The 18,935-nt window shown below is 65.3% G+C and carries 13 protein-coding genes; 5 read left to right on the top strand and 8 right to left on the bottom strand.

Annotated elements, in window-relative coordinates:
* The first annotated feature begins 318 nt into the window (after positions 1–318).
* Entirely contained in the window at positions 319–786 is a 468-nt protein-coding gene (locus tag FHY19_RS18395; protein ID WP_259167657.1) for an RDD family protein, read from the top strand.
* Positions 787–1,103: 317 nt separating this feature from the next.
* Here the strand turns inward: FHY19_RS18395 and FHY19_RS18390 are convergent, their stop codons facing one another.
* Genes FHY19_RS18390 through lptF form a run of 3 tightly spaced genes read right to left on the bottom strand, consistent with a single transcriptional unit; the run spans position 1,104 to position 3,620 of the window.
* Entirely contained in the window at positions 1,104–1,433 is a 330-nt protein-coding gene (locus FHY19_RS18390) for a hypothetical protein (protein ID WP_259154994.1), read from the bottom strand.
* Between the two features lies 1 nt (position 1,434).
* Positions 1,435–2,541: an LPS export ABC transporter permease LptG gene (gene lptG, locus FHY19_RS18385; protein WP_259154995.1), complete on the bottom strand. Its 1,107-nt coding sequence runs from the start codon at positions 2,539–2,541 to the stop codon at positions 1,435–1,437.
* A complete protein-coding gene (lptF, locus tag FHY19_RS18380; protein ID WP_259167654.1) occupies positions 2,538–3,620 on the bottom strand; it encodes an LPS export ABC transporter permease LptF in 1,083 nt (360 codons plus the stop codon). The genes lptG and lptF overlap by 4 nt, the downstream gene beginning before the upstream one ends.
* Before the next feature lie 107 nt (positions 3,621–3,727).
* On the opposite strand from lptF, the gene FHY19_RS18375 reads away from it, so the two are divergent.
* The 4 genes from FHY19_RS18375 to FHY19_RS18360 all read left to right on the top strand — a co-directional run bounded on the left by FHY19_RS18375 (position 3,728) and on the right by FHY19_RS18360 (position 10,415).
* Positions 3,728–5,209 carry a leucyl aminopeptidase gene (locus FHY19_RS18375; protein ID WP_259167652.1) on the top strand — a complete coding sequence of 494 codons (1,482 nt, stop codon included), beginning with the start codon at positions 3,728–3,730 and terminating at the stop codon, positions 5,207–5,209.
* A 114-nt stretch (positions 5,210–5,323) separates the two neighbouring features.
* On the top strand, positions 5,324–5,749 hold the full coding sequence (locus tag FHY19_RS18370; RefSeq protein ID WP_057673282.1) for a DNA polymerase III subunit chi: 426 nt from the start codon (positions 5,324–5,326) through the stop codon (positions 5,747–5,749).
* Positions 5,750–5,868: 119 nt separating this feature from the next.
* Positions 5,869–8,709 (top strand): valine--tRNA ligase, encoded by a 2,841-nt coding sequence (locus FHY19_RS18365; RefSeq protein WP_259167649.1) that lies wholly within the window; start codon positions 5,869–5,871, stop codon positions 8,707–8,709.
* Between the two features lie 431 nt (positions 8,710–9,140).
* Complete coding sequence (locus tag FHY19_RS18360; RefSeq protein WP_259167647.1) at positions 9,141–10,415, top strand: multifunctional CCA addition/repair protein; 1,275 nt, start codon at positions 9,141–9,143, stop codon at positions 10,413–10,415.
* Between the two features lie 263 nt (positions 10,416–10,678).
* Here the strand turns inward: FHY19_RS18360 and FHY19_RS18355 are convergent, their stop codons facing one another.
* The 5 genes from FHY19_RS18355 to FHY19_RS18335 all read right to left on the bottom strand — a co-directional run bounded on the left by FHY19_RS18355 (position 10,679) and on the right by FHY19_RS18335 (position 18,897).
* Entirely contained in the window at positions 10,679–13,255 is a 2,577-nt protein-coding gene (locus FHY19_RS18355) for a TonB-dependent receptor (RefSeq protein ID WP_259167646.1), read from the bottom strand.
* 1,067 nt (positions 13,256–14,322) lie between these two features.
* Positions 14,323–15,477 carry an N-acetylglucosamine-6-phosphate deacetylase gene (gene nagA / locus FHY19_RS18350; protein WP_259167644.1) on the bottom strand — a complete coding sequence of 385 codons (1,155 nt, stop codon included), beginning with the start codon at positions 15,475–15,477 and terminating at the stop codon, positions 14,323–14,325.
* Between the two features lie 2 nt (positions 15,478–15,479).
* Entirely contained in the window at positions 15,480–16,508 is a 1,029-nt protein-coding gene (locus FHY19_RS18345) for an SIS domain-containing protein (protein ID WP_259155045.1), read from the bottom strand.
* A 6-nt stretch (positions 16,509–16,514) separates the two neighbouring features.
* Complete coding sequence (locus tag FHY19_RS18340) at positions 16,515–17,582, bottom strand: LacI family DNA-binding transcriptional regulator (RefSeq protein WP_259155046.1); 1,068 nt, start codon at positions 17,580–17,582, stop codon at positions 16,515–16,517.
* A gap of 40 nt (positions 17,583–17,622) precedes the next feature.
* On the bottom strand, positions 17,623–18,897 hold the full coding sequence (locus FHY19_RS18335; RefSeq protein ID WP_259155047.1) for a sugar MFS transporter: 1,275 nt from the start codon (positions 18,895–18,897) through the stop codon (positions 17,623–17,625).
* Between the last annotated feature and the right edge of the window lie 38 nt (positions 18,898–18,935).

The following is an 18,935-nucleotide window of genomic DNA, read 5'->3' as shown; positions in this document are numbered from 1 at the left end:
CAAGACCCAGCACGCGCGCCGCATTCACTCGCGCGCATCACACAGGCAGGAGCGCACCTGGGCGCGACGCTGTCATCGGAAAGCCCTTAGGTCAAACGTGCCCGGATCCCAAGCACGGCCTGGGTGACACGAGACGGCGCGAGCCCACATTGTTTCCGTAGCGCCTGGACCGCAGCGGCGACAGCCCCTGCGCCGCCACCGAGGCTCTGGCCGCAGCCACCTGGCGGACCGCACAGCCAGCGTCGGCCGCTGTGCGTTGGGGACTGCATTAGTGCAGCGCGGCGTTGCCGCATCGCTGGCGCCGGCTATGCTCGCGCCATGACTTCGATCGCCGCATCCGATTCCCCACGACCGGCCGCCCTGCTGCACTGGCGGCTATTGTCGATGTGCTACGACGCCTGGCCGGTGCTGGCGCTGTGGATGCTGATTTCGGCCGCTTTCACCCTGGGTTTCACCCTGGCCGGGCACCCGGCGCGCGAAAACATCGCACCGTTCAGTGCCTGGCAGTGGCTGCTCTGGCTGTGCTGCTGGGCCGCCGCCGGGGTGTACGCCACCCTGAGTTGGCGCCGCGGCGGCCAGACCCTGGGCATGCGTCCCTGGCGACTGCAGCTGGTCGGCCCGCAAGCCTCCTGGCGCGCGTTGTGGATCCGCTATGCGGTGGGCACGCTGTCGCTGGCTTTGGGCGGACTAGGATTCTGGTGGGCCTGGGTCGATCGCGATCGGCTGACATGGCACGACCGCGCCAGCGGAACCAGAGTGCAGCGGATAGTCAGACCCAAGGCCTAGCCTATGGCGCTCACCGCCGTGCCGGTGCGGCCGATGCTCGATGCGACAGGGGCGACCCGCATGCTCGGGTTCTGAGCGCGCCGTCCGCACCCACCAGATGATTGGCTCGCCACGTCTTCCTGGTGGCTCACACTGTCAGCGGCGCTACGCGGCACGCGCACGGCGTGAGGGACGCACAACCGGGACCAGACCACAGCGACTTTCAAGCCACCGGCCTGACGGTTGGATGTGGATGTGGCAGCGACGGACCGGCCCCCGCGAATCCAGCTAATCGAGGTCGCGTTATAGACAAAAGCAGGGCGGCAGCAGAGTGAAACTCACTGTCCGCGCCCATCCGTATTGGATGGGTCTTTCCAAGCCGGGCCATGGTCTCTGAAGGTGTTCTCCAGCGCACGGCCCAACAGATAAAGCGCCAGGAACATGGGCGCCACCATCAGCGTATAAGCCGTCGCCCAGGATAGCTGGACCGGCAGGCGCGTCAGGCCCAGGCCATCTGCAACCATCATCTGCAACATCACTGGCAGTTGCTTCCACACCAGTTGGCTTTTGTAGTCGACCTGCGGGTCGTGCGCAAAGCGCTGACAGAACGCAATCAGTGCCGCATACGGCACGCACATCGCCAATCCGGTCAGGCTCAGCCGGCGCACGTCAGCTACTTCGCCGCCGGAACAACCATGCAGACACGCCCAGCATCACCATCGGCGGCAGTGCATAGGCGATGCGATAATCGAGCTTGAGCGCGCCTGCCATGCGGCCGAAGAACAGCTGCAGCAGCCAGAAGCCGAGCGCGAACAGGATGCCCAGGAACAGCCGCTTGCCCAGGCCGCCGCTACGCAGCGAACCGAACGAGAACGGAATCGCCGCCATGCACAGCGCCAACACGTTGAGCGGGTAGAACCAGCGGCTCCAGTACTGATCCTCGTAATCGCGCGCATCCAGGCCGTTGCGGCGGCGGTACTCGATGCTCTGCTCCAGCTCGTGCGCGGAGAGGTTGCGCGGCTTGGCCAGGCCGGCCGCCAGCGCCGCCGGACTCAGCTGCGATTGCCATGGCAGCTCGGGGAAGGTTTCGCGCTGTACCGAGCGTTCCTGGAAGGTATCGCGACGCACCTGGCGCAAGGTCCAGCGGCCGTCGCGATGCTCGGCCACGGATGCGTAGGTCAGCTGTTGCAGCCTGCCGTTGGCGTCCAGGTGATACAGCCGCACATCGTGCAGGTCGAGCGCGGTACCGCCGCCGTCGAGCAGCTTTTCTTCGCCGCTGAGCGCATTGAGGAAGGTGTCGCCTTCGCGTGCCCACAGGCCCGAATAGCGCGAGGACGCCATACTGTTGTTGTAGCGGGCGCTGGCCTTGAGCGTATCGGCCTGGTTCTGCGCCCAGGGGCCCACGGTCTCGCCGCTGATCACCATGGAGGCGGTCAGCAAGGCCATCGCTGCGACCACCGAGGCCGACATGCGCTTGCGCGAGACGCCCAGCGCCCGCAAGGCGGTCAGCTCGGATGTGGCCGCCAGTTGGCCCAGGCCCATCAATGCGCCGATCACTGCGGCGGTCGGAAACAGGGTATAGGCGCGACGTGGCACGGTGTAGGCCACAAAGGCCACCGCGTGACCGAAGCTGTAGCTACCCTGGCCGATGTTCTTGGCCTCGCTGGCAAACGCGTTGACCAGGTCCAGCCCCAGCAGCACCGCCCAGGTCAGCAGCACGGTGAACAACACCGCGCGACCGACGTACCAATCATGGACCCGCGGGGTCAGCCTCATGCGCCCGCCCTCGGCCGACGCACGCGGCCATCGCGCGCATACGCCCAGACCGCCACCGCCAGCAGCGGCAGCGTCAGCCACCACAAGCCCAGCGCAGCCGGGGTCTTGCCATTGGCGATCCACTGGGTGCCGACGATCATCAGGTTGGTGCCCACCATGTAAGCCAGGAAGGCCAGCATGATCCGGCCGTAACGCTGTTGCCGCGGCGCGCTGCGCGACAGCGGCAGGGTCAGCAGGGCGAATGCCAGCGCCAACAGCGGCGGCGCCAGGCGCTCATGCAGCTGCGCGCGCGCCGCCGGACGCTCATCGGAAAGCAGTTGGGTGGTCCACATCACTTCCGGGTCGTTGGCGTCGTGGGTGCGGGTGCGGTCGGGCAAGGCCACGTCGTTGCTGGCGAACTTCATCAAACGGTAGTCCAGGGTGTCGCCGGCGGCCGGGCCTTCGATGCGGTAGCCGTCCTCCAGGCGCAGGTAACGGTCGGTCTTGCCTTCGAAGAACATCGCGCCACGTTCGGCAGTGACCACGTCCAGGCGGTCGTCCTTCTGCCGTTGCATGAAGACCTTGCCCAGGTTCTTGCCGTCGGCCGAGATGGTGGTCAGGTACACCACCCCGCCGCCGGACAGCGGGGTGAACTTGCCCGACTCCAGGCCGGCCATCAGCACGCTGCGGTTGGCGTCTTCCAGCATGGTTTCGGCAGTGCGGCTGGCCCACGGACCCAGCCACAGCGAGCACAGCCCGATGATCACCACTACCGGCACCACCAGCATCAGCATCGGCCGCAACATGCGCCTTGGGCCTACGCCAATGGCGGTGATGACGGCCATTTCTGAATCGCGGTACAGCCTTGCCAGGGCCAATAACAGGCCCAGCATCAGCGCCAGCGGCAGGATGATCGGCAGGTAGGCCACGAACTGCAGGCCCACCTGGGACAGCAGCAAGCGAGCGGGGATGCGGCCATCGGCGATATTGCCGAGGATATCCACCAGCACGCCGCCGACGCTGACGACCAGCAGCACAATCAAGGTGGCCAGGAAGCTCTGGGTGAAATCGCTAAGCAGATATCGATCGAGCTTCGGCATAGGGTGGGCTTGTTTTAAACTCTCGGATTCGTTCGCGGCGTCGCCAGCCTAGTCAGGTTGGCGTAAACAGCCCGCGATTGTACGGATTTGCCTACGGAATCTGATCAATGGCCCTGCAATTCACCCTGAACCAAGACGCGCCGGCAAGCGCCGCCGTCGACTGCATCGTGGTTGGCGTGTTCGCCGACAAGACCCTGTCGCCCGCTGCGCAGGCGCTGGACAGCGCCAGCCAGGGCCGTTTGACGGCGCTGGTGGCACGTGGCGATGTGGCTGCCAAGACCGGCAGCACCACCCTGGTCCACGACCTGCCCGGCGTGACCGCTCCGCGTGTGCTGGTGGTGGGGCTGGGCGAGTCCGGCAAGTTCGGCGTGGCGCCCTACCTCAAGGCGATCGGCGATGCGACCCGCGCGCTGAAGACCGGCGCGGTCGGCAACGCCCTGCTGACCTTGACCGAATTGCCGGTCAAGGCGCGCGACAGCGCATGGAACATCCGCCAGGCGATCATCGTCAGCGACCATGCCGCCTACCGCTACACCGCCACGCTGGGCAAGAAGAAGGTCGACGAGAGCGGCCTGACCACGCTGGCGATCGCCGGCGACGACGCCCGCGCGCTGGCCGTGGGCGTGGCCACCGCCGAGGGCGTGGAGTTCGCCCGCGAGCTGGGCAACCTGCCGCCGAACTACTGCACCCCGGCCTACCTGGCCGACACCGCGGCCGCATTCGCCGGCAAGTACGCCGGTGCCGAAGCCGAGATCCTGGACGAGACCCAGATGGAGTCGCTGGGCATGGGCTCGCTGCTGTCGGTGGCGCGCGGCTCGGCCAACCGCCCGCGGCTGATCGTGCTGAAGTGGAACGGCGGCGGCGACGCGCGTCCCTATGTGCTGGTCGGCAAGGGCATCACCTTCGACACCGGCGGCGTCAACCTCAAGACGCAGGGCGGCATCGAGGAAATGAAATACGACATGTGCGGCGGCGCCAACGTCATCGGCACCTTCGTCGCCACGGTCAAGGCCGAGCTGCCGATCAATCTGGTGGTGGTGGTGCCGGCGGTCGAGAACGCCATCGACGGCAATGCCTATCGCCCCTCCGACGTGATCACCAGCATGTCCGGCAAGACCATCGAGGTCGGCAATACCGACGCCGAGGGCCGCCTGATCCTGTGCGATGCGCTGACCTACGCCGAGCGCTTCAACCCCGAAGCCCTGGTGGACGTGGCCACGCTGACCGGCGCCTGCATGGTGGCGCTGGGCCACCAGACCGCCGGCCTGATGAGCAAGCACGACGACCTGGCCAACGAACTGCTGGCCGCCGGCGAGCACGTGTTCGACCGCGCCTGGCGCCTGCCGCTGTGGGACGAGTACCAGGGCCTGCTGGATTCCACCTTCGCCGACGTCTACAACATCGGCGGCCGCTGGGGCGGCGCGATCACCGCCGGCTGCTTCCTGTCGCGCTTCACCGAGAACCAGCGCTGGGCGCACCTGGACATCGCCGGCGTCGCCAGCGACGAAGGCAAGCGCGGCATGGCCACCGGACGCCCGGTGGGGCTGTTGACGCAGTGGTTGCTGGACCGCGCCGCAGGTGGGAATTGAGAATCGGGAATAGGGAATCGTGAAATCCTTCTCCTCTCAGTCATCGCCGCGACCTTCGAGGTCGCGGCGATGCCGTGACCATTCCCGATTCCCCTCTCCCGATTCCCTGCCCTGATGCCCCGTGCCGACTTCTACCTGATCGCCAAACCGCGCTTCCTCGACGAACCGCTGCGGCTGGTCTGCGAGCTGGCGCGCAAGGCCAACGACGCCAACCTGTCCACCCTGATCCTGGCGCGCGACGCCGCGCAGGCCGAGGCGCTGGATGACCTGTTGTGGGCATTCGACGACGAAGCCTACGTACCGCACCAGATCGCCGGTACCGACGAGGAAGACGAACTGGCGCCGGTGCTGATCGCCGCGCCCGAGTTCGCCGCACCCTCGCGCCCGCTGGTGATCAACCTGCGCGACGACCCGTACCTGGGCGCCTGCGACCGCGTGCTGGAAGTGGTGCCTGCCGACCCCGCCGCCCGCGAACCGCTGCGCGAACGTTGGAAGCAGTACAAGGCCCTGGGCCTGGAACTGACCAAGTACGACATGTGAATCGGGAATGGGGAATAGGGAATAGGGAATCGAAACCCGGCTCTCTCCCATTGGACCATCACCGAGCAGTACACCCCGCTTTACCCATTCCCTATTCCCGACTCCCCATTCCCTTCCTTATGACCACCCTCGCCTCCAGCTACGAACCCTCTTCCTTCGAATCGCGCCTGTACGCGCAGTGGGAGGCGGCCGGTTACTTCGTACCGTCCGGCAAGGGCGAGCCCTACACCGTGCTGCTGCCGCCCCCCAATGTCACCGGGACGCTGCATATGGGCCATGCGTTCCAGCAGACGCTGATGGATGCGCTGGTGCGCTACCACCGCATGCGCGGCTTCGATACGCTGTGGCAAGTGGGCACCGACCATGCCGGCATCGCCACCGAGATGGTGGTGTCGCGCAACCTGGCGCTGGAAGGCAAGGGTGAGACGCGCGACTCGCTGGGGCGCGAGGGCTTCATCGCCAAGGTGTGGGAGTGGAAGGCCGAATCCGGCGACACCATCGAGCGCCAGATGCGCCGCCTGGGCACCTCCAGCGACTGGTCGCGCAGCACCTTCACCATGGACCCGCAGCCGTCGGCCGCGGTCAACCAAGCCTTCGTGCGCTGGTACGAGCAGGGCCTGATCTATCGCGGCCAGCGGCTGGTCAACTGGGACCCGGTGCTGAAGACCGCGATCTCCGATCTGGAAGTGGAAAACGTCGAAGAAGACGGCTTTTTGTGGTCGATCCGCTACCCGCTGGCCGATGGCGTGACCTACGAGCACGTCGAACACGATGCCGACGGCGCCGAGACCCTGCGCGAAACCCGCGATTACCTGGTGGTGGCCACCACGCGCCCGGAGACCATGCTGGGCGATACCGCAGTGATGGTGCATCCGGAAGACCCGCGCTACACCACGCTGCACAGCGCGCGCATCGTGCTGCCGCTGACCGGCCGGCAAGTGCCGGTGATCACCGACGACTATGTCGACCGCGCCTTCGGCACCGGCGTGGTCAAGGTCACGCCTGCGCATGATTTCAACGATTATCAGGTGGGCGTGCGGCATGACCTGCCGCTGATCAACCTGTTCACGGTCACCGCCACCATCAACGAGAATGCGCCGGAACGCTACCGCGGCCTGGATCGCTACGACGCGCGCAAGCTGGTGCTGTCCGAACTGGAAGACCTGGGCGTCTTGGTGGAAACCAAGCCGCACAAGCTGCAGGTACCGCGCGGCGACCGCACCGGCCAGGTGATCGAGCCGTATCTCACCGACCAGTGGTTCGTCAAAATGGACGCGCTGGCCAAGCGTGGGCTTGAGCTGGTGGAGAGCGGCCAGATCAAGTTCGTGCCGCCGAACTGGATCAACACCTATCGCCACTGGATGGAGAACATCCAGGACTGGTGCATCAGCCGTCAGCTGTGGTGGGGGCATCGTATTCCGGCGTGGTTCGACGAGGCAGGCAAGTGCTACGTCGGCCATGACGAAGCCGAGGTGCGCGCGAAACACGGCCTGGGTGCCGACGTCGCGCTGCACCAGGACAGCGACGTGCTGGAAACCTGGTTCTCTTCGCAGCTGTGGCCGTTCTCCACCCTGGGCTGGCCGGATGCGAACGCGATGGCCGAGCGCGGTTTCGAGCGCTATCTGCCTTCCAGCGTGCTGGTCACCGGCTTCGACATCATCTTCTTCTGGGTGGCGCGCATGATCATGGCCACCGACAGCTTCACCGGCCAGGTGCCATTCCGCGATGTCTACATCACTGGCCTGATCCGCGATGCGCAGGGCCAGAAGATGTCCAAGTCCAAGGGCAACGTGCTGGATCCGCTGGACATCATCGACGGCATCAGCATCGAAGACCTGGTGGCCAAGCGCACCAACGGGCTGATGCAACCGCGCATGGCGGAGAAGATCGAAAAAGCCACCCGCCGCGAATTCCCGGACGGCATCATCGCGCACGGTGCCGACGCGCTGCGCTTCACCATTGCCGCACTGGCCACGCATGGCCGCGACATCAAGTTCGACCTGGGCCGCGCCGAGGGCTACAAGAACTTCTGCAACAAGCTGTGGAACGCCACGCGCTTCGTGCTGATGAACACCGAAGGCGCGCGCTTTGCCGGCGTGCCGCAACCGCGTACCGAAGCGGAGAAGTGGATTCTGGCGCGGCTGGACAAGGTCACCGCGGAAACGCATGCGCATTACGCCAACTACCGCTTCGACCTGCTGACGCAGTCGTTGTACGAATTTGCCTGGAACGCGTTCTGCGATTGGTTCGTGGAGCTGGCAAAGCCGGCGCTCAGCGGTGCCGTGCAGGACAACGACGCCGCGGCCAGCACGCGTCACACCCTGCTGTACGTGCTCGAATCGCTGCTGCGCCTGCTGCACCCGCTCACCCCGTTCGTCACCGAAGAGCTGTGGCAACAGGTCGCGCCGCGCCTGGGCATCACTGCCGCAACGATCTCCCTGCAGACATTCCCGCAGGTTGGCGATGTGGACACCGGCAGCTACGCCAGCGCAGAAGCCGATGTCGAATGGTTGAAGTCGATGGTGTCGGCATTGCGCCGCGTGCGCAGCGAGTTGAACGTGCCGCCGTCCAAGCAGGTGCAGCTACTGCTGCAGGCCGGCACCGCCGACGACCGCACGCGCGTGGCGCGCTTCGCATCGCAGCTGGCGTTCCTGCTCAAGCTCGAATCCATCGACTGGCTGGACGCCGGCCAGGACGCTCCGCCTGCGGCTGCCGCCATCGTAGGCGAACTCACGTTGCTGGTGCCGCTGGCAGGCCTGGTCGACATGGAGGCCGAGCGCACCCGCCTGGACAAGGAGATCAAGCGGGTGGAAAGCGAAATCGGCAAGTGCAACGGCAAACTCGGCAATGCCACCTTCGTGCAGAACGCACCAGCGGCGGTCGTCGAACAGGAGCGCGCGCGCTTGAACGACTGGACCGTGCAATTGACCGGCCTACGGGAACAACGCGCCAAGATCTGACGCAGCGGATCGTCTCGGTGCGCCGCAACTGCACGGTCACGCATCCGTGCAAGCGGCCACCGATGCGACAGCAACACTGGGCCGGGCACTGGGCGGATCGCTCAGAGCGATGAAGGCATTCACTGCTTGGTGATGCACCGACCATCGTGACCGGCCCTTGGCCGCCCACCCTCGCGGGACCTTCTGCGGCATGGATGCCGCAGAAGAGCCTCCATGGACGGATTCACGGCGTGTCCCGCGATGGTGGGCGGCCAAGGGCCCTGCAGCCAAGTCGCAGACCAGACGCCTGGCGCATCATCCATCCGCAGCAATCGCTTGCAGACACCGATATCTACGCGATGCCCCCCGCCGGGCACCACACCCAAGCAAAACCCGACAGCGCTGGCCGCGCGTTGTTTCGACGCAAGCACCGCATCGGGCATCATGGAGCGATGAAGATCTATCTCGTTGGCGGCGCAGTCCGCGATGCCCTGCTTGGCCAGCCGGCCGGCGACCGCGACTGGGTGGTGGTGGGCGCCGATCAGGCGCAGATGCAGGCGCAGGGTTTCAAGGCGGTGGGCAAGGACTTCCCGGTCTTTCTGCATCCGCGCAGCGGAGAGGAGTACGCGTTGGCCCGCACCGAGCGCAAGTCAGGGCGCGGCTACCGCGGCTTCGTGGTGGATGCCGATCCGTCGGTGACGCTGGAAGAAGACCTGCTGCGCCGCGACTTCACCATCAACGCCATGGCGCGCGACGAAGACAGCGGCACCCTGGTGGACCCGTACGGCGGCGCCCGCGATCTGCAGGCGCGCGTGCTACGGCATGTGGGCCCGGCCTTTGTCGAAGACCCCGTACGCGTCCTGCGTGCGGCGCGCTTCATGGCGCGGCTGGCACCGCTGGGTTTCAGCATCGCACCGGACACGGCCGCACTGATGCGCGAGATGGCGGCCAGCGGCGAACTGGACAGCCTGGTGCCCGAACGCGTGTGGCAGGAACTGCGCCGCGCGCTGACCTGCGCACAGCCGGCCGCGTTCTTGCGCACCTTGCACGACACCGGTGCGCTGCGCGTCATCCTGCCCGAGCTCGATGCGCTATATGGCGTTCCCCAGCGCGCCGAGTTCCATCCGGAAGTGGATACCGGCCTCCATCAGGAGATGGTCAGCGACATGGCCGCGCGGCTGGCACCGGGCGATGCGCTGATCGGCTTTGCCGCGTTGACCCACGACCTGGGCAAGGCGCTGACTCCGCCGGACGAATGGCCGCGCCACCTGATGCACGAACAGCGCGGCGTTGCCCCGCTGCAGGCGCTGTGCGAACGGCTCAAGGTGCCGCAGGACTATCGCCAGCTCGCAGTCACCGCCTGTCGCGAGCACCTCAACATCCACCGTCTGGCGGAACTACGCAACCGCACGGTGCACGAACTGCTGGTGCGCTGCGATGCATTCCGTCGACCGGAACGCATCGCGCAACTGGCACTGGTCTGCGAAGCCGACAAGCGCGGCAGGTTGGGCAGCGAAGAGGCCGCCTATCCACAAGGCGAAGAACTGAAGCGCCTCCATGCCGCCGCCCTGGCGATCAACGCGCGCGACCTGGCAGCCGAAGGTCTGCAAGGCCCGCAAATCGGCGAGGCATTGACCAAGGCGCGCATCGCGGCGATTGCCGACGCACGTAAACGCAACAAACACAACGATGGCAGCAGCAACGAAGATGCTTCTGCACTTTCCTGATCGGCATCTTTAGCGCGCAACGCGCTATCGATGCGCCTCAGGGACACCTGTCCGCAGCTGGTGTGCAGCCGTGCGGCATTGCGGTTGCACACCTGCCAGGCCGCCATCTCGATCAAGCGAGCGCCCACGCGCTGTGGTGCCGTGCTGCCAGGCTCGGACGACCCTGTCTTGATGGACACCCGAAGCTGCCGACTCCACGCGTTCTCGCCCGCCACTCACTGCTTAGCGACGAGCGGCTGCATCGCGCAGCCGCTCGGCATCCCTCACATCTTGAAATTCAGGCTCAGCATGAAGGAGCGGCCGTTCTTGTAGATGTAGTACGGCTGGTTCTTGTTGCCGATGTAGCTGAAGTAGGTCTCGTCCAGCAGGTTGGTGGCTTCCAGCGCCACGCGTAGCCGCTCGGTGGCCTGATAGCCGAACGAGGCATCGACCTGGGTGAAGGCATCGGTCATCTGCTGGCCGTTGAGCCGACCGATCTGGGTGAAGTACTCCGACCGCCAGCCCAGATTGACGCGCGCGCTCCACTTGCCCTGCTCGTAGTACGGGCTGATGTTGTAGGCGTTGCGCGAGTTGTACGGCAGGCTGTAGTCGCCGTCGGTGTTGGAATCGGAATACGTGTAGTTGGCGACCACACCGAAGCCGTTGCCGAAGTTGTGCTGCAGATTGAGCGCCACGCCCTGCACCTTGGCGTCGCCGGCATTGGTCGGCACCGAGGTCTGGTAGGTGCTCGACCCACCGGTGGCGTTGTTGAAGAACACCCGGTCCTGCACCGTGGTCAGGATGTAGTTGGAGATATCGCGCGAGAAGAACTCGCCGCTGAGCAGGCTGCTGTCGGAGAAGTACCACTCCACCGACGCACCGAGGTTGGTCGACTCGTAGGGACTCAAACCGGGGTTGCCGGTGGACGCGGTCAACGTGGTGTCGTCGGTGGCCACGTACGGCGTCATGTTGGTGTAACGCGGTCGCGCGATGACCTTTGAGGCGGCAAAGCGCAGCATCAGATCGTCGCGCAGGTCGTAGGCGATATTGAAGGCCGGCAACCACTTGCCGTAGCTGTTGAGAAAATTCACCGGCGTGTAGCTACCGCCTGGTGCATAACTGAAGCCATCGGTGGAGTCGCGCGTGTGCACGTAGCGCACGCCGATATTGCCGCGATAGCGCTCGCCGGAAAAGTTGCCCTGCAGGAACCATGCACGGTTCTGCTCTTCGATGCTGTAGTTGCCGGCGTAGCTGATCGGCAGGCCGTCGTCGCCTTCCAGCCCGCCGATGTAGCGGCTGATGGCACCGCGATTGATGGTGGACCAACGTTGCATGTCGGCGCTGGTGGACAGGCCATCCAGATAGCCGGACGGCGTGGTGCCCGGCGAAAAATCCGCCAGCGTGCTGCCATCGTTCGGCGCCCAGGTGCGGCTATAGGATGACTGTCCGGTGGCGTGGTTGGTGAGCTTGATGCCGGTGAGGATCTGCGTGAACGGCCCCCATTCCACCGCATGGTCGAAATCCAGCTGCAGGTAACGCTCCTTGTCGTACTGCGGGCTATGGCTGGCCGAGGCATTGTTCAGTTGCATCGCCGCCGCGTTGGTGGGGTCGGTGCTGTAGTCCATCGCGGTGCGACGCCCGTCGATGTTGTAGCTGTACCCGGCAAGATTGCGGAACTGGATGCCGTAGATGCGCTCGGCACCGCCTTGCGAGCTGGTGTAGCCCACCTGGCTCGAGGCATTCCAGCCATCGCCATGCCAGTCGGCACGCAAATGGATGCTGCCGGTGGTGACATCGCTGTTGCGCAGGTAGCCGTCCAGATAGGTGTTGGACTGGTCGCCGAAGGTGCCCGAAGTGGCCACGCCGTTTTCGAAGCCCAATGCCTGCGCGTCGCCTGGATTGGAGCCCCAATAACCGTAACGGCTTTGGTTGTAGTTGTCGAAGTTCTCGGTGACGTACAGACCGGTCAGGTTGAGCTCGAAGTCGGCATCGGGCTTCCACTGCAGCGCAGCGCTGATGCCATCGCGTTTACGCGTCTGCTGGAACAACGCGGTGTTGATCGAGGTGGGAAACACGCCGGTGTTGTTGCCGACCACCGCAGGCGGAAACGCGGCGCCAGCGACATCGTCGTAACCGAAGATCTCCACACCCTCGCGGCGCAGCACACGCTGGGAGTGCATCACCGAGGTCAGTACGCCGAAGGTGTCGTCCTGGTTCTTCCAGCTATACAGCGCCGATGCGTTGGGCTTGCCTTGTTCAGACCGGTCGTTATAGCCGTAGCTCACCGTACCGGTCAGCGTATTGCGCTCCAGCTCCAGCGGTTTGCGCGTGTGCACGATCACCGTGCCACCGATGGAGCCTTCGTCGATGCGCGCTTCCGGCGTCTTGTAGACCTCCATCAGGCCGACCACTTCCGGCGCCAGCGTGCTGTAGTTGAACGAGCGGCTGTCCGGGTCGTTGGGGTCGCCACCCCAACTGGTGGAGGCAATGGTCTGGCCATTGAGCAGCACGCGGTTGAGCGCCGGGTCGGTGCCGAGAATGCTGACCTTCTCGCCTTCGCCGAACTGGCGATCGACGGTGATGCCCGAGAGCCGCGACAGCGACTCGGCCACGTTGGTGTCGGGGAACTTGCCGATGTCTTCGGCGCTGATCGCATCGACGATCGCATCGGCATTGCGCTTGACGTTGAGCGCCTTGCCCAGGCTGGCCTGGTAACCCACCACCTTGACTTCGTCCAGCGTGGAGACCGAAGGATTGGCTGGTGCCTGTTGCTGCGATGGCGCGGCGACGGGCTGTTGCTGTGCGGGTGCAGGGTCGGGCTGTTGCTGCGCAGAAGCGGGAAGTGCCAGTACGCCGCTCATTGCGGCGGCACCGATCAGCAGGCCGCGCACCGCCGCGCCCAATCGCGCGGGTTGCGGCCAATGCCTTGATGCAGCCTTGCTCGAGCAAGCACTGTGCGCATGTGCTGGATTGGCTTGGAGAGCCTTCGTCAAGCGCAATTTGAAGGGGTCCTGCGGCGCTGCGCAGAGACGATGGCGCAAGTCGATTGACTGTGCAGTGGGCAGGCGTGGTGCGGTAATAGACAACGAAAACAGACGGGGAAACAGCATTACGTTGACCTCGTGGCTGATGCGTCAGGTCGCAACCGGTGGGTTGCACTAAGGCGCGCCATGCGCGCCGTGCCGCGATCCGCCCCCTGTGCCGGACCGCAAGCAGTGATCCGCGCGGCTCTACAACGCGTGCGGATCGAGGCACCAACCCGTGCATGGCTGGCGCAGTGATGTGTTCGACTGGAACAGGCTCCTGTTCGCTGACAACGTTATCAGCGAAGGTGCCTTCCGATAGTGGCACTGTCAACCAACGGTCAGAAATGCCTGGATTTATGCGAGATACGCCGTGGTCGCCGTCGATTATGGAATAGCAGCGTGACCCGCATCGCAATCCTGACGGCAGCACATGCAGACCACTGCGCCAGTCAGCTTGACGTGGGAAGGCTCCGCAGCGAAATGTTGCAATGCAAAGTGCGGCCTTGACGACTCACCAAACCCGCGTCATCCATGCCACGAGCTTTTCTGCGCACGCACTTTCATCAAAAGGCACCGTCACAGCTCCGCGCGCCGCATTCGAATACAGCGGGCTAGCGCGATACATGCAAGTGCGTTGCAGGCCTCGTTGCGTCAGTGTGCGAGGCAGCGGTAAGACGTCGCCGTACCAACGTGACAGGCGGATGCACGCGGCGTGACTTGTTTCGGGCATCAGCTCTCACATAGCTGTCGTGCGGATTGCACAGTCCCCAGACGAAGACCGACCGACACAGACAGGCCATGCACAGACTGCCTTGACGGGCTGCTGTAACCGCCATCGGCAGGATGTTCGCCAATTCCTTACACCTGCTGCGCCCATCCGACCGTGAGCGCAGCAGTCGTGCTCAGTCGCGCTGCCCGGCCACCCAGGTGTTCACTACCTGCACGTCGGCGTCCACCAGTACCAGATCGGCCTGGTAGCCGGGTGCGATGCGCCCCAGCCGGTCGCCCAGGCCGATGCATTGCGCCGGATACGTGGACGCCATGCGCGCGGCTTCGGCCAGGTCCACACCCAGCCAGCGCACGCTGTTGCGCACGGCCGTGGCCATGTCCAGCGCCGAGCCGGCCAGGGCGCCATCAGCATTGCGCACCACGCCATCCACCGCAGTGATGGTTTCGCCGTACAGGTCGAAGCTGGGGCTGTCGCTGCCGACCATCGGCATGGCGTCGGTGACCAGCAGCAGCTTGCCACGCGGTTTGGCCGCCAGCGCCACGCGCAGGCTGGCCGGATGCACATGCACGCCATCGACGATGACACCGCACCACACGTCTGGATCTTCCAGCGCGGCGCCCACGGCATTGGGCTCGCGCCCGGCCAGTTGCGACATCGCGTTGTACACGTGCGTAAAGCCACTGACGCCAGCAGCGATGCCATCGCGCGCCTGCTCGTAGGTGGCTGCAGTGTGGCCGGCGAACACGATTGCACCGCCAGCCACGAACGCGCGGATGTCATCCAGCGGCACGCGCTCGGGCGCAAGCGTGATCAGGGTGACGCCGTTGTCCAGCGAGGTATCGACGGCGATCTCGTGCGCGTCCGGCAGGCGGAACTTGTGCGCGTCGTGGGTGCCCTTGCGCGCAGGGCTCAGGTACGGGCCTTCCAGATGGATACCGAGAACGCCGGGCACGCCTTGTGCGATGGCCTGGCGCGTGGCGTCGATCGCCTCGGCCATCACCTGCGCGGTGTCGCTGATCAGCGTGGGCAGCATGCCGGTGGTGCCGAAGCGGCGGTGCGCTGCGGCAATCGTGGCCAGCGCCTGGGGGTCGCGCGCGTTGTTGAACAACACGCCACCGCCGCCGTTGACCTGGATGTCGATGAAGCCGGGCAACAAGGTCGCGCCGGCCAGATCCACGCGAGCGGCCGCCTGCGCCACGCGCGCATCGTCTGCCGCAACGACGGCCTGGATCTGCGCACCGTCCAGCAGCACGACCAGACCATCCTGCAGGCCGTCATCGGTAAGTACGCGTGCGTTGCACAATGCCTGAATCGGAGAAGCATCCATGTTCAAACTGTTTCCGTAACCTTGTTCAAGTGCGGCGGCAGATCGGGATTGTGACCGCGCTGCAGTGCCAGCGCATTGATCGCGCGGTAGAAGCTCTGCACGGTCAGCAGCGGCGCGCACGCCGGGTGCGCGGCATCGGCCAGCGGCAGATCGCCATCGGGCGCGGCCAGCCACACCTGCGCGCCACGTGCACGGAATTCTTCGGCCAGCGCGCGCGTGCCTGCACCGGTTTCGTCGGGCTGCGCAAACACCAGCACCGGAAAGCCCGGGCCAACCAATGCCATCGGCCCGTGTTTGACCTCGGCGGAGCTGTAGGCCTCGGCATGCAGGCCGCAGGTTTCCTTGAACTTCAATGCCGCTTCCTGCGCCGCACCCAGGCCCAGCCCGCGGCCAAGCACGAACAGGTTATGTGCGGGCGTCAGACCGGTGGTCAGCGCGGACCAGTCGGCCTGCCAGGCGCTGCGCAACTGTTGCGGCAACGCGTCCACTGCGGCGAGCAATGCGGGGTCGTTCTTCCACACCGCACCCAGGTGCAGCACCGCGGCGAGCGAGGCGAGGTAGCTCTTGGTGGCGGCAACGCTTTTTTCCGGGCCGGCACCGAGCGCAATCACCACATCGGCCAGCTGCGCCAGCGGCGAATCTTCCACATTGACCAGGGCCACCACGCGCGCACCGGCGAGTTTGGCGGCCTCGGCATTGCGCAGCAGATCCGGGCTTTTGCCAGATTGCGAAATCACGATGTACAGCGCGCCGCGCAGTTGCAGCGGCGCTGCGTAGACCGAGCCCACCGATGGCGATGCGGAGGCGGTGACGATGCCCAGCTGGGTCTCGAACAGATACTTGGCATAGGTCGCTGCGTGGTCGGAGCTACCGCGCGCGCAGGTCACCACGAACGGTGGCGGGTTATCGCGCAACGACTGCGCAAGCGCAGCGATGGTGTCGGCATTGCGCGCAAATTGTGCGGCGACCACATCGGCGGTCTGCGCGGCTTCGCGGAACATCAAGGTCTGCGTTTCGGTGGGGAGGCTCATCGGGGCTCAGGCGGATTCGGGGGGAAGGGGTTTGCCGGTGGACGCGGGCGCCGGCGCAGTGGAGCCGCGCACCACCAGTTGCGGTACGAAGCCACGATTCTGCAATTGCGCGGGCTGGTCGTCGTAGGCATCGCTGCGCAGCTGGCTGATCAACAAGCGTGCGGCGTGCCGCGCGATGTCGTCGGTGGCCTGCTTGGCGGTGGTCAATGCGGGCCACGATTGCCGCGAAAACGGGCTGTCCTCGAAGCCGGCGATCGACAACTGATACGGCACATTCATGCCGGTGGACTTGGCCGCGGCCAGTACGCCGGCGGCGATTTCATCGTTGCTGCCGAAGATGGCGGTGGGCGGCTCGCGCAGCGACAGCAACCGACGCGCGCCACGGAAGCCATCGTCGAAGGTGTAGTCGCCGGGAATCACCAGATGCTTGTCCAGCGCAATGCCATAGTCCTTCAACGCCGCCTCGTAGCCGGCATAGCGCTCGCCGCTGGAGCGATGCTGCGGGCCGCCCCACAGGAAACCGATGCGTTGATGGCCGAGCTGGATCAGATGCTCGGTGATTTCATACGCGGCATCGCGATCGTCGATGTACACACATGGGCCGTCGCCGGGATCGTCGGTGGCGGCGATGATGCGCACGCTCTTGATCCCGCGCGCGGCCAGGCCGGCGAGCAGTTCGGGGCGTTCGGACATCGGCGCGGTCAATACCACGCCGGCCAGGCGCGAGCGCTGCACCCATTCGGCCAGCTCTTCGGCCAGCAATGGCGAGGTGGAGTCGCAGGGATGGATCTGCAGGCCGAAGCCGGTTTCGCGGCAGGCGGCCAGCACGCCGTTCTGGATGCCGATGATGTGATATGGATTGGGGTTGTCGTAGACCAGGCCGATCACGAACGGCGTGCCGCTGCGCAGATTGCGTGCGGACGGATCCGGCTCGTAGTCGAGATCGGCGATGGCACGCAGCACGCGCGCACGCGTGGCCTGCATCACCGAGGGCTCGTTGTTGATCACACGCGACACGGTCTTCAACGAGACCTTGGCGCGCTCGGCGACGTCTTTGATGGTGGGCCTGCGCATGGAAGTGCCTTGTTCGTCGGAACGCATCATGCCGCGTCGCTCACTTGGCCTGGGCCGGCAGGCCCAGGCGATGACCGCGCAGCGAATAGAACAGGATGTACAGATAGCACGGCACCATCAGCGCAGCGAACACGACCTGGAAGTCGTAGTGCTGTTTGAGAATGGCGAACAGCTGCGGAATGATCGCGCCGCCGGCAATGCCCATCACCAGCAGCGCCGAACCGATCTCGGTGAAGCGGCCAAGCCCGCGAATGGCCAGCGGAAAGATCGCCGGCCACATCATCGCGTTGGCGAAGCCCAGCGCGGCGACGAAGCCCACCGACACATAGCCATGGGTGAACAATGCACCCAGCGAGAACAGCACGCCCAGCACCGCCGACACGCTCAGGTAACGCGCCTGCGAAATGACGGTGGGGATCAGCGCCAGGCCGGCGAGGTAGCCCAGCAGCATCGCGCCCAGCGTGTAGGAGGTGAACAGCTTGGTGCTGTCCAGCGGCAGGTTGAAGCCATGTCCGTAGGTGCCGATGGCATCGCCGGCCATCACTTCCACGCCCACATAGACGAACAGGCACAACACGCCCAGCCACAGGTGCGGGAACTGGAAGATGCTGGATTTCTGCACTCCGGCAGCGCCGGGGGTTGCATTGGCTTCGGAAGCCTTGAGTTCGGGCAATGGCGAGAACAGCACGCCGATGGCCAGCAACAACAGCACGCCGGACATCACCAGATACGGTGCGTGGATCTTGGCGGCGAATGCAGTGAGCAAGGTTTCCTTGGTTGCGGCATCGGCACTGGCGACTTGCGCGGACAGGTCGCCGATACCATGCAGCACCAGCGAGCCGATCAGGATCGGCGCCAGGATGCCGGCGATCTTGTTGCAGATGCCCATCAAGGCGATGCGGCGTGCGGCACTTTCGATCGGACCGAGGATGCTGATGTACGGGTTGATCGCGGTCTGCAGCAACGCCAGGCCGCTGCCGATCACAAACAGCCCGCCCAATGCGCCCGGATACCAGCGTTGGGTGGCGAACTGGCCGAAGCCGGCCGCGCCCACCGCCATCACCACCAGGCTCAGCGCCAGGCCCTTCTTCATGCCGGTGCGCTTGAGGATCCACGACGCCGGCAGCGCCAGGAAGAAGTACGACAGGTAGAACACCATCAGCACCAGAAACGCGTTGACCTCATTGAGGTCGAACGCCAGCCGCACGAAGGTGATCAGCGGCCCGTTGATCCAGGTGAAAAAGCCGATGATGAAAAACAGCACGCCGACGATGGCGATCGAGACAACGGGATTTGCGGGCCTGGCGGTAGTCATGGATCGGCTGGCTCTGAGGTTGTCGTAGGGAATGCCGT

This window comes from Xanthomonas sp. 4461, from assembly GCF_024806475.1.
Lineage (GTDB): Bacteria > Pseudomonadota > Gammaproteobacteria > Xanthomonadales > Xanthomonadaceae > Xanthomonas > Xanthomonas arboricola_F.
Note: the sequence above shows the minus strand (reverse complement) of the source record. Positions and strands in the feature narration are given on the sequence as shown.

Coding starts and splice junctions, on each gene's coding strand:
- FHY19_RS18345 (WP_259155045.1), bottom strand. CDS start 16,508: ATGAGCCTCCCCACCGAAACGCAGACCTTGATGTTCCGCGAAGCCGCG.
- FHY19_RS18365 (WP_259167649.1), top strand. CDS start 5,869: ATGACCACCCTCGCCTCCAGCTACGAACCCTCTTCCTTCGAATCGCGC.
- FHY19_RS18360 (WP_259167647.1), top strand. CDS start 9,141: ATGAAGATCTATCTCGTTGGCGGCGCAGTCCGCGATGCCCTGCTTGGC.
- FHY19_RS18370 (WP_057673282.1), top strand. CDS start 5,324: ATGCCCCGTGCCGACTTCTACCTGATCGCCAAACCGCGCTTCCTCGAC.
- nagA (WP_259167644.1), bottom strand. CDS start 15,477: ATGGATGCTTCTCCGATTCAGGCATTGTGCAACGCACGCGTACTTACC.
- FHY19_RS18335 (WP_259155047.1), bottom strand. CDS start 18,897: ATGACTACCGCCAGGCCCGCAAATCCCGTTGTCTCGATCGCCATCGTC.
- lptG (WP_259154995.1), bottom strand. CDS start 2,541: ATGAGGCTGACCCCGCGGGTCCATGATTGGTACGTCGGTCGCGCGGTG.
- lptF (WP_259167654.1), bottom strand. CDS start 3,620: ATGCCGAAGCTCGATCGATATCTGCTTAGCGATTTCACCCAGAGCTTC.
- FHY19_RS18340 (WP_259155046.1), bottom strand. CDS start 17,582: ATGCGCAGGCCCACCATCAAAGACGTCGCCGAGCGCGCCAAGGTCTCG.
- FHY19_RS18395 (WP_259167657.1), top strand. CDS start 319: ATGACTTCGATCGCCGCATCCGATTCCCCACGACCGGCCGCCCTGCTG.
- FHY19_RS18375 (WP_259167652.1), top strand. CDS start 3,728: ATGGCCCTGCAATTCACCCTGAACCAAGACGCGCCGGCAAGCGCCGCC.
- FHY19_RS18355 (WP_259167646.1), bottom strand. CDS start 13,255: ATGAGCGGCGTACTGGCACTTCCCGCTTCTGCGCAGCAACAGCCCGAC.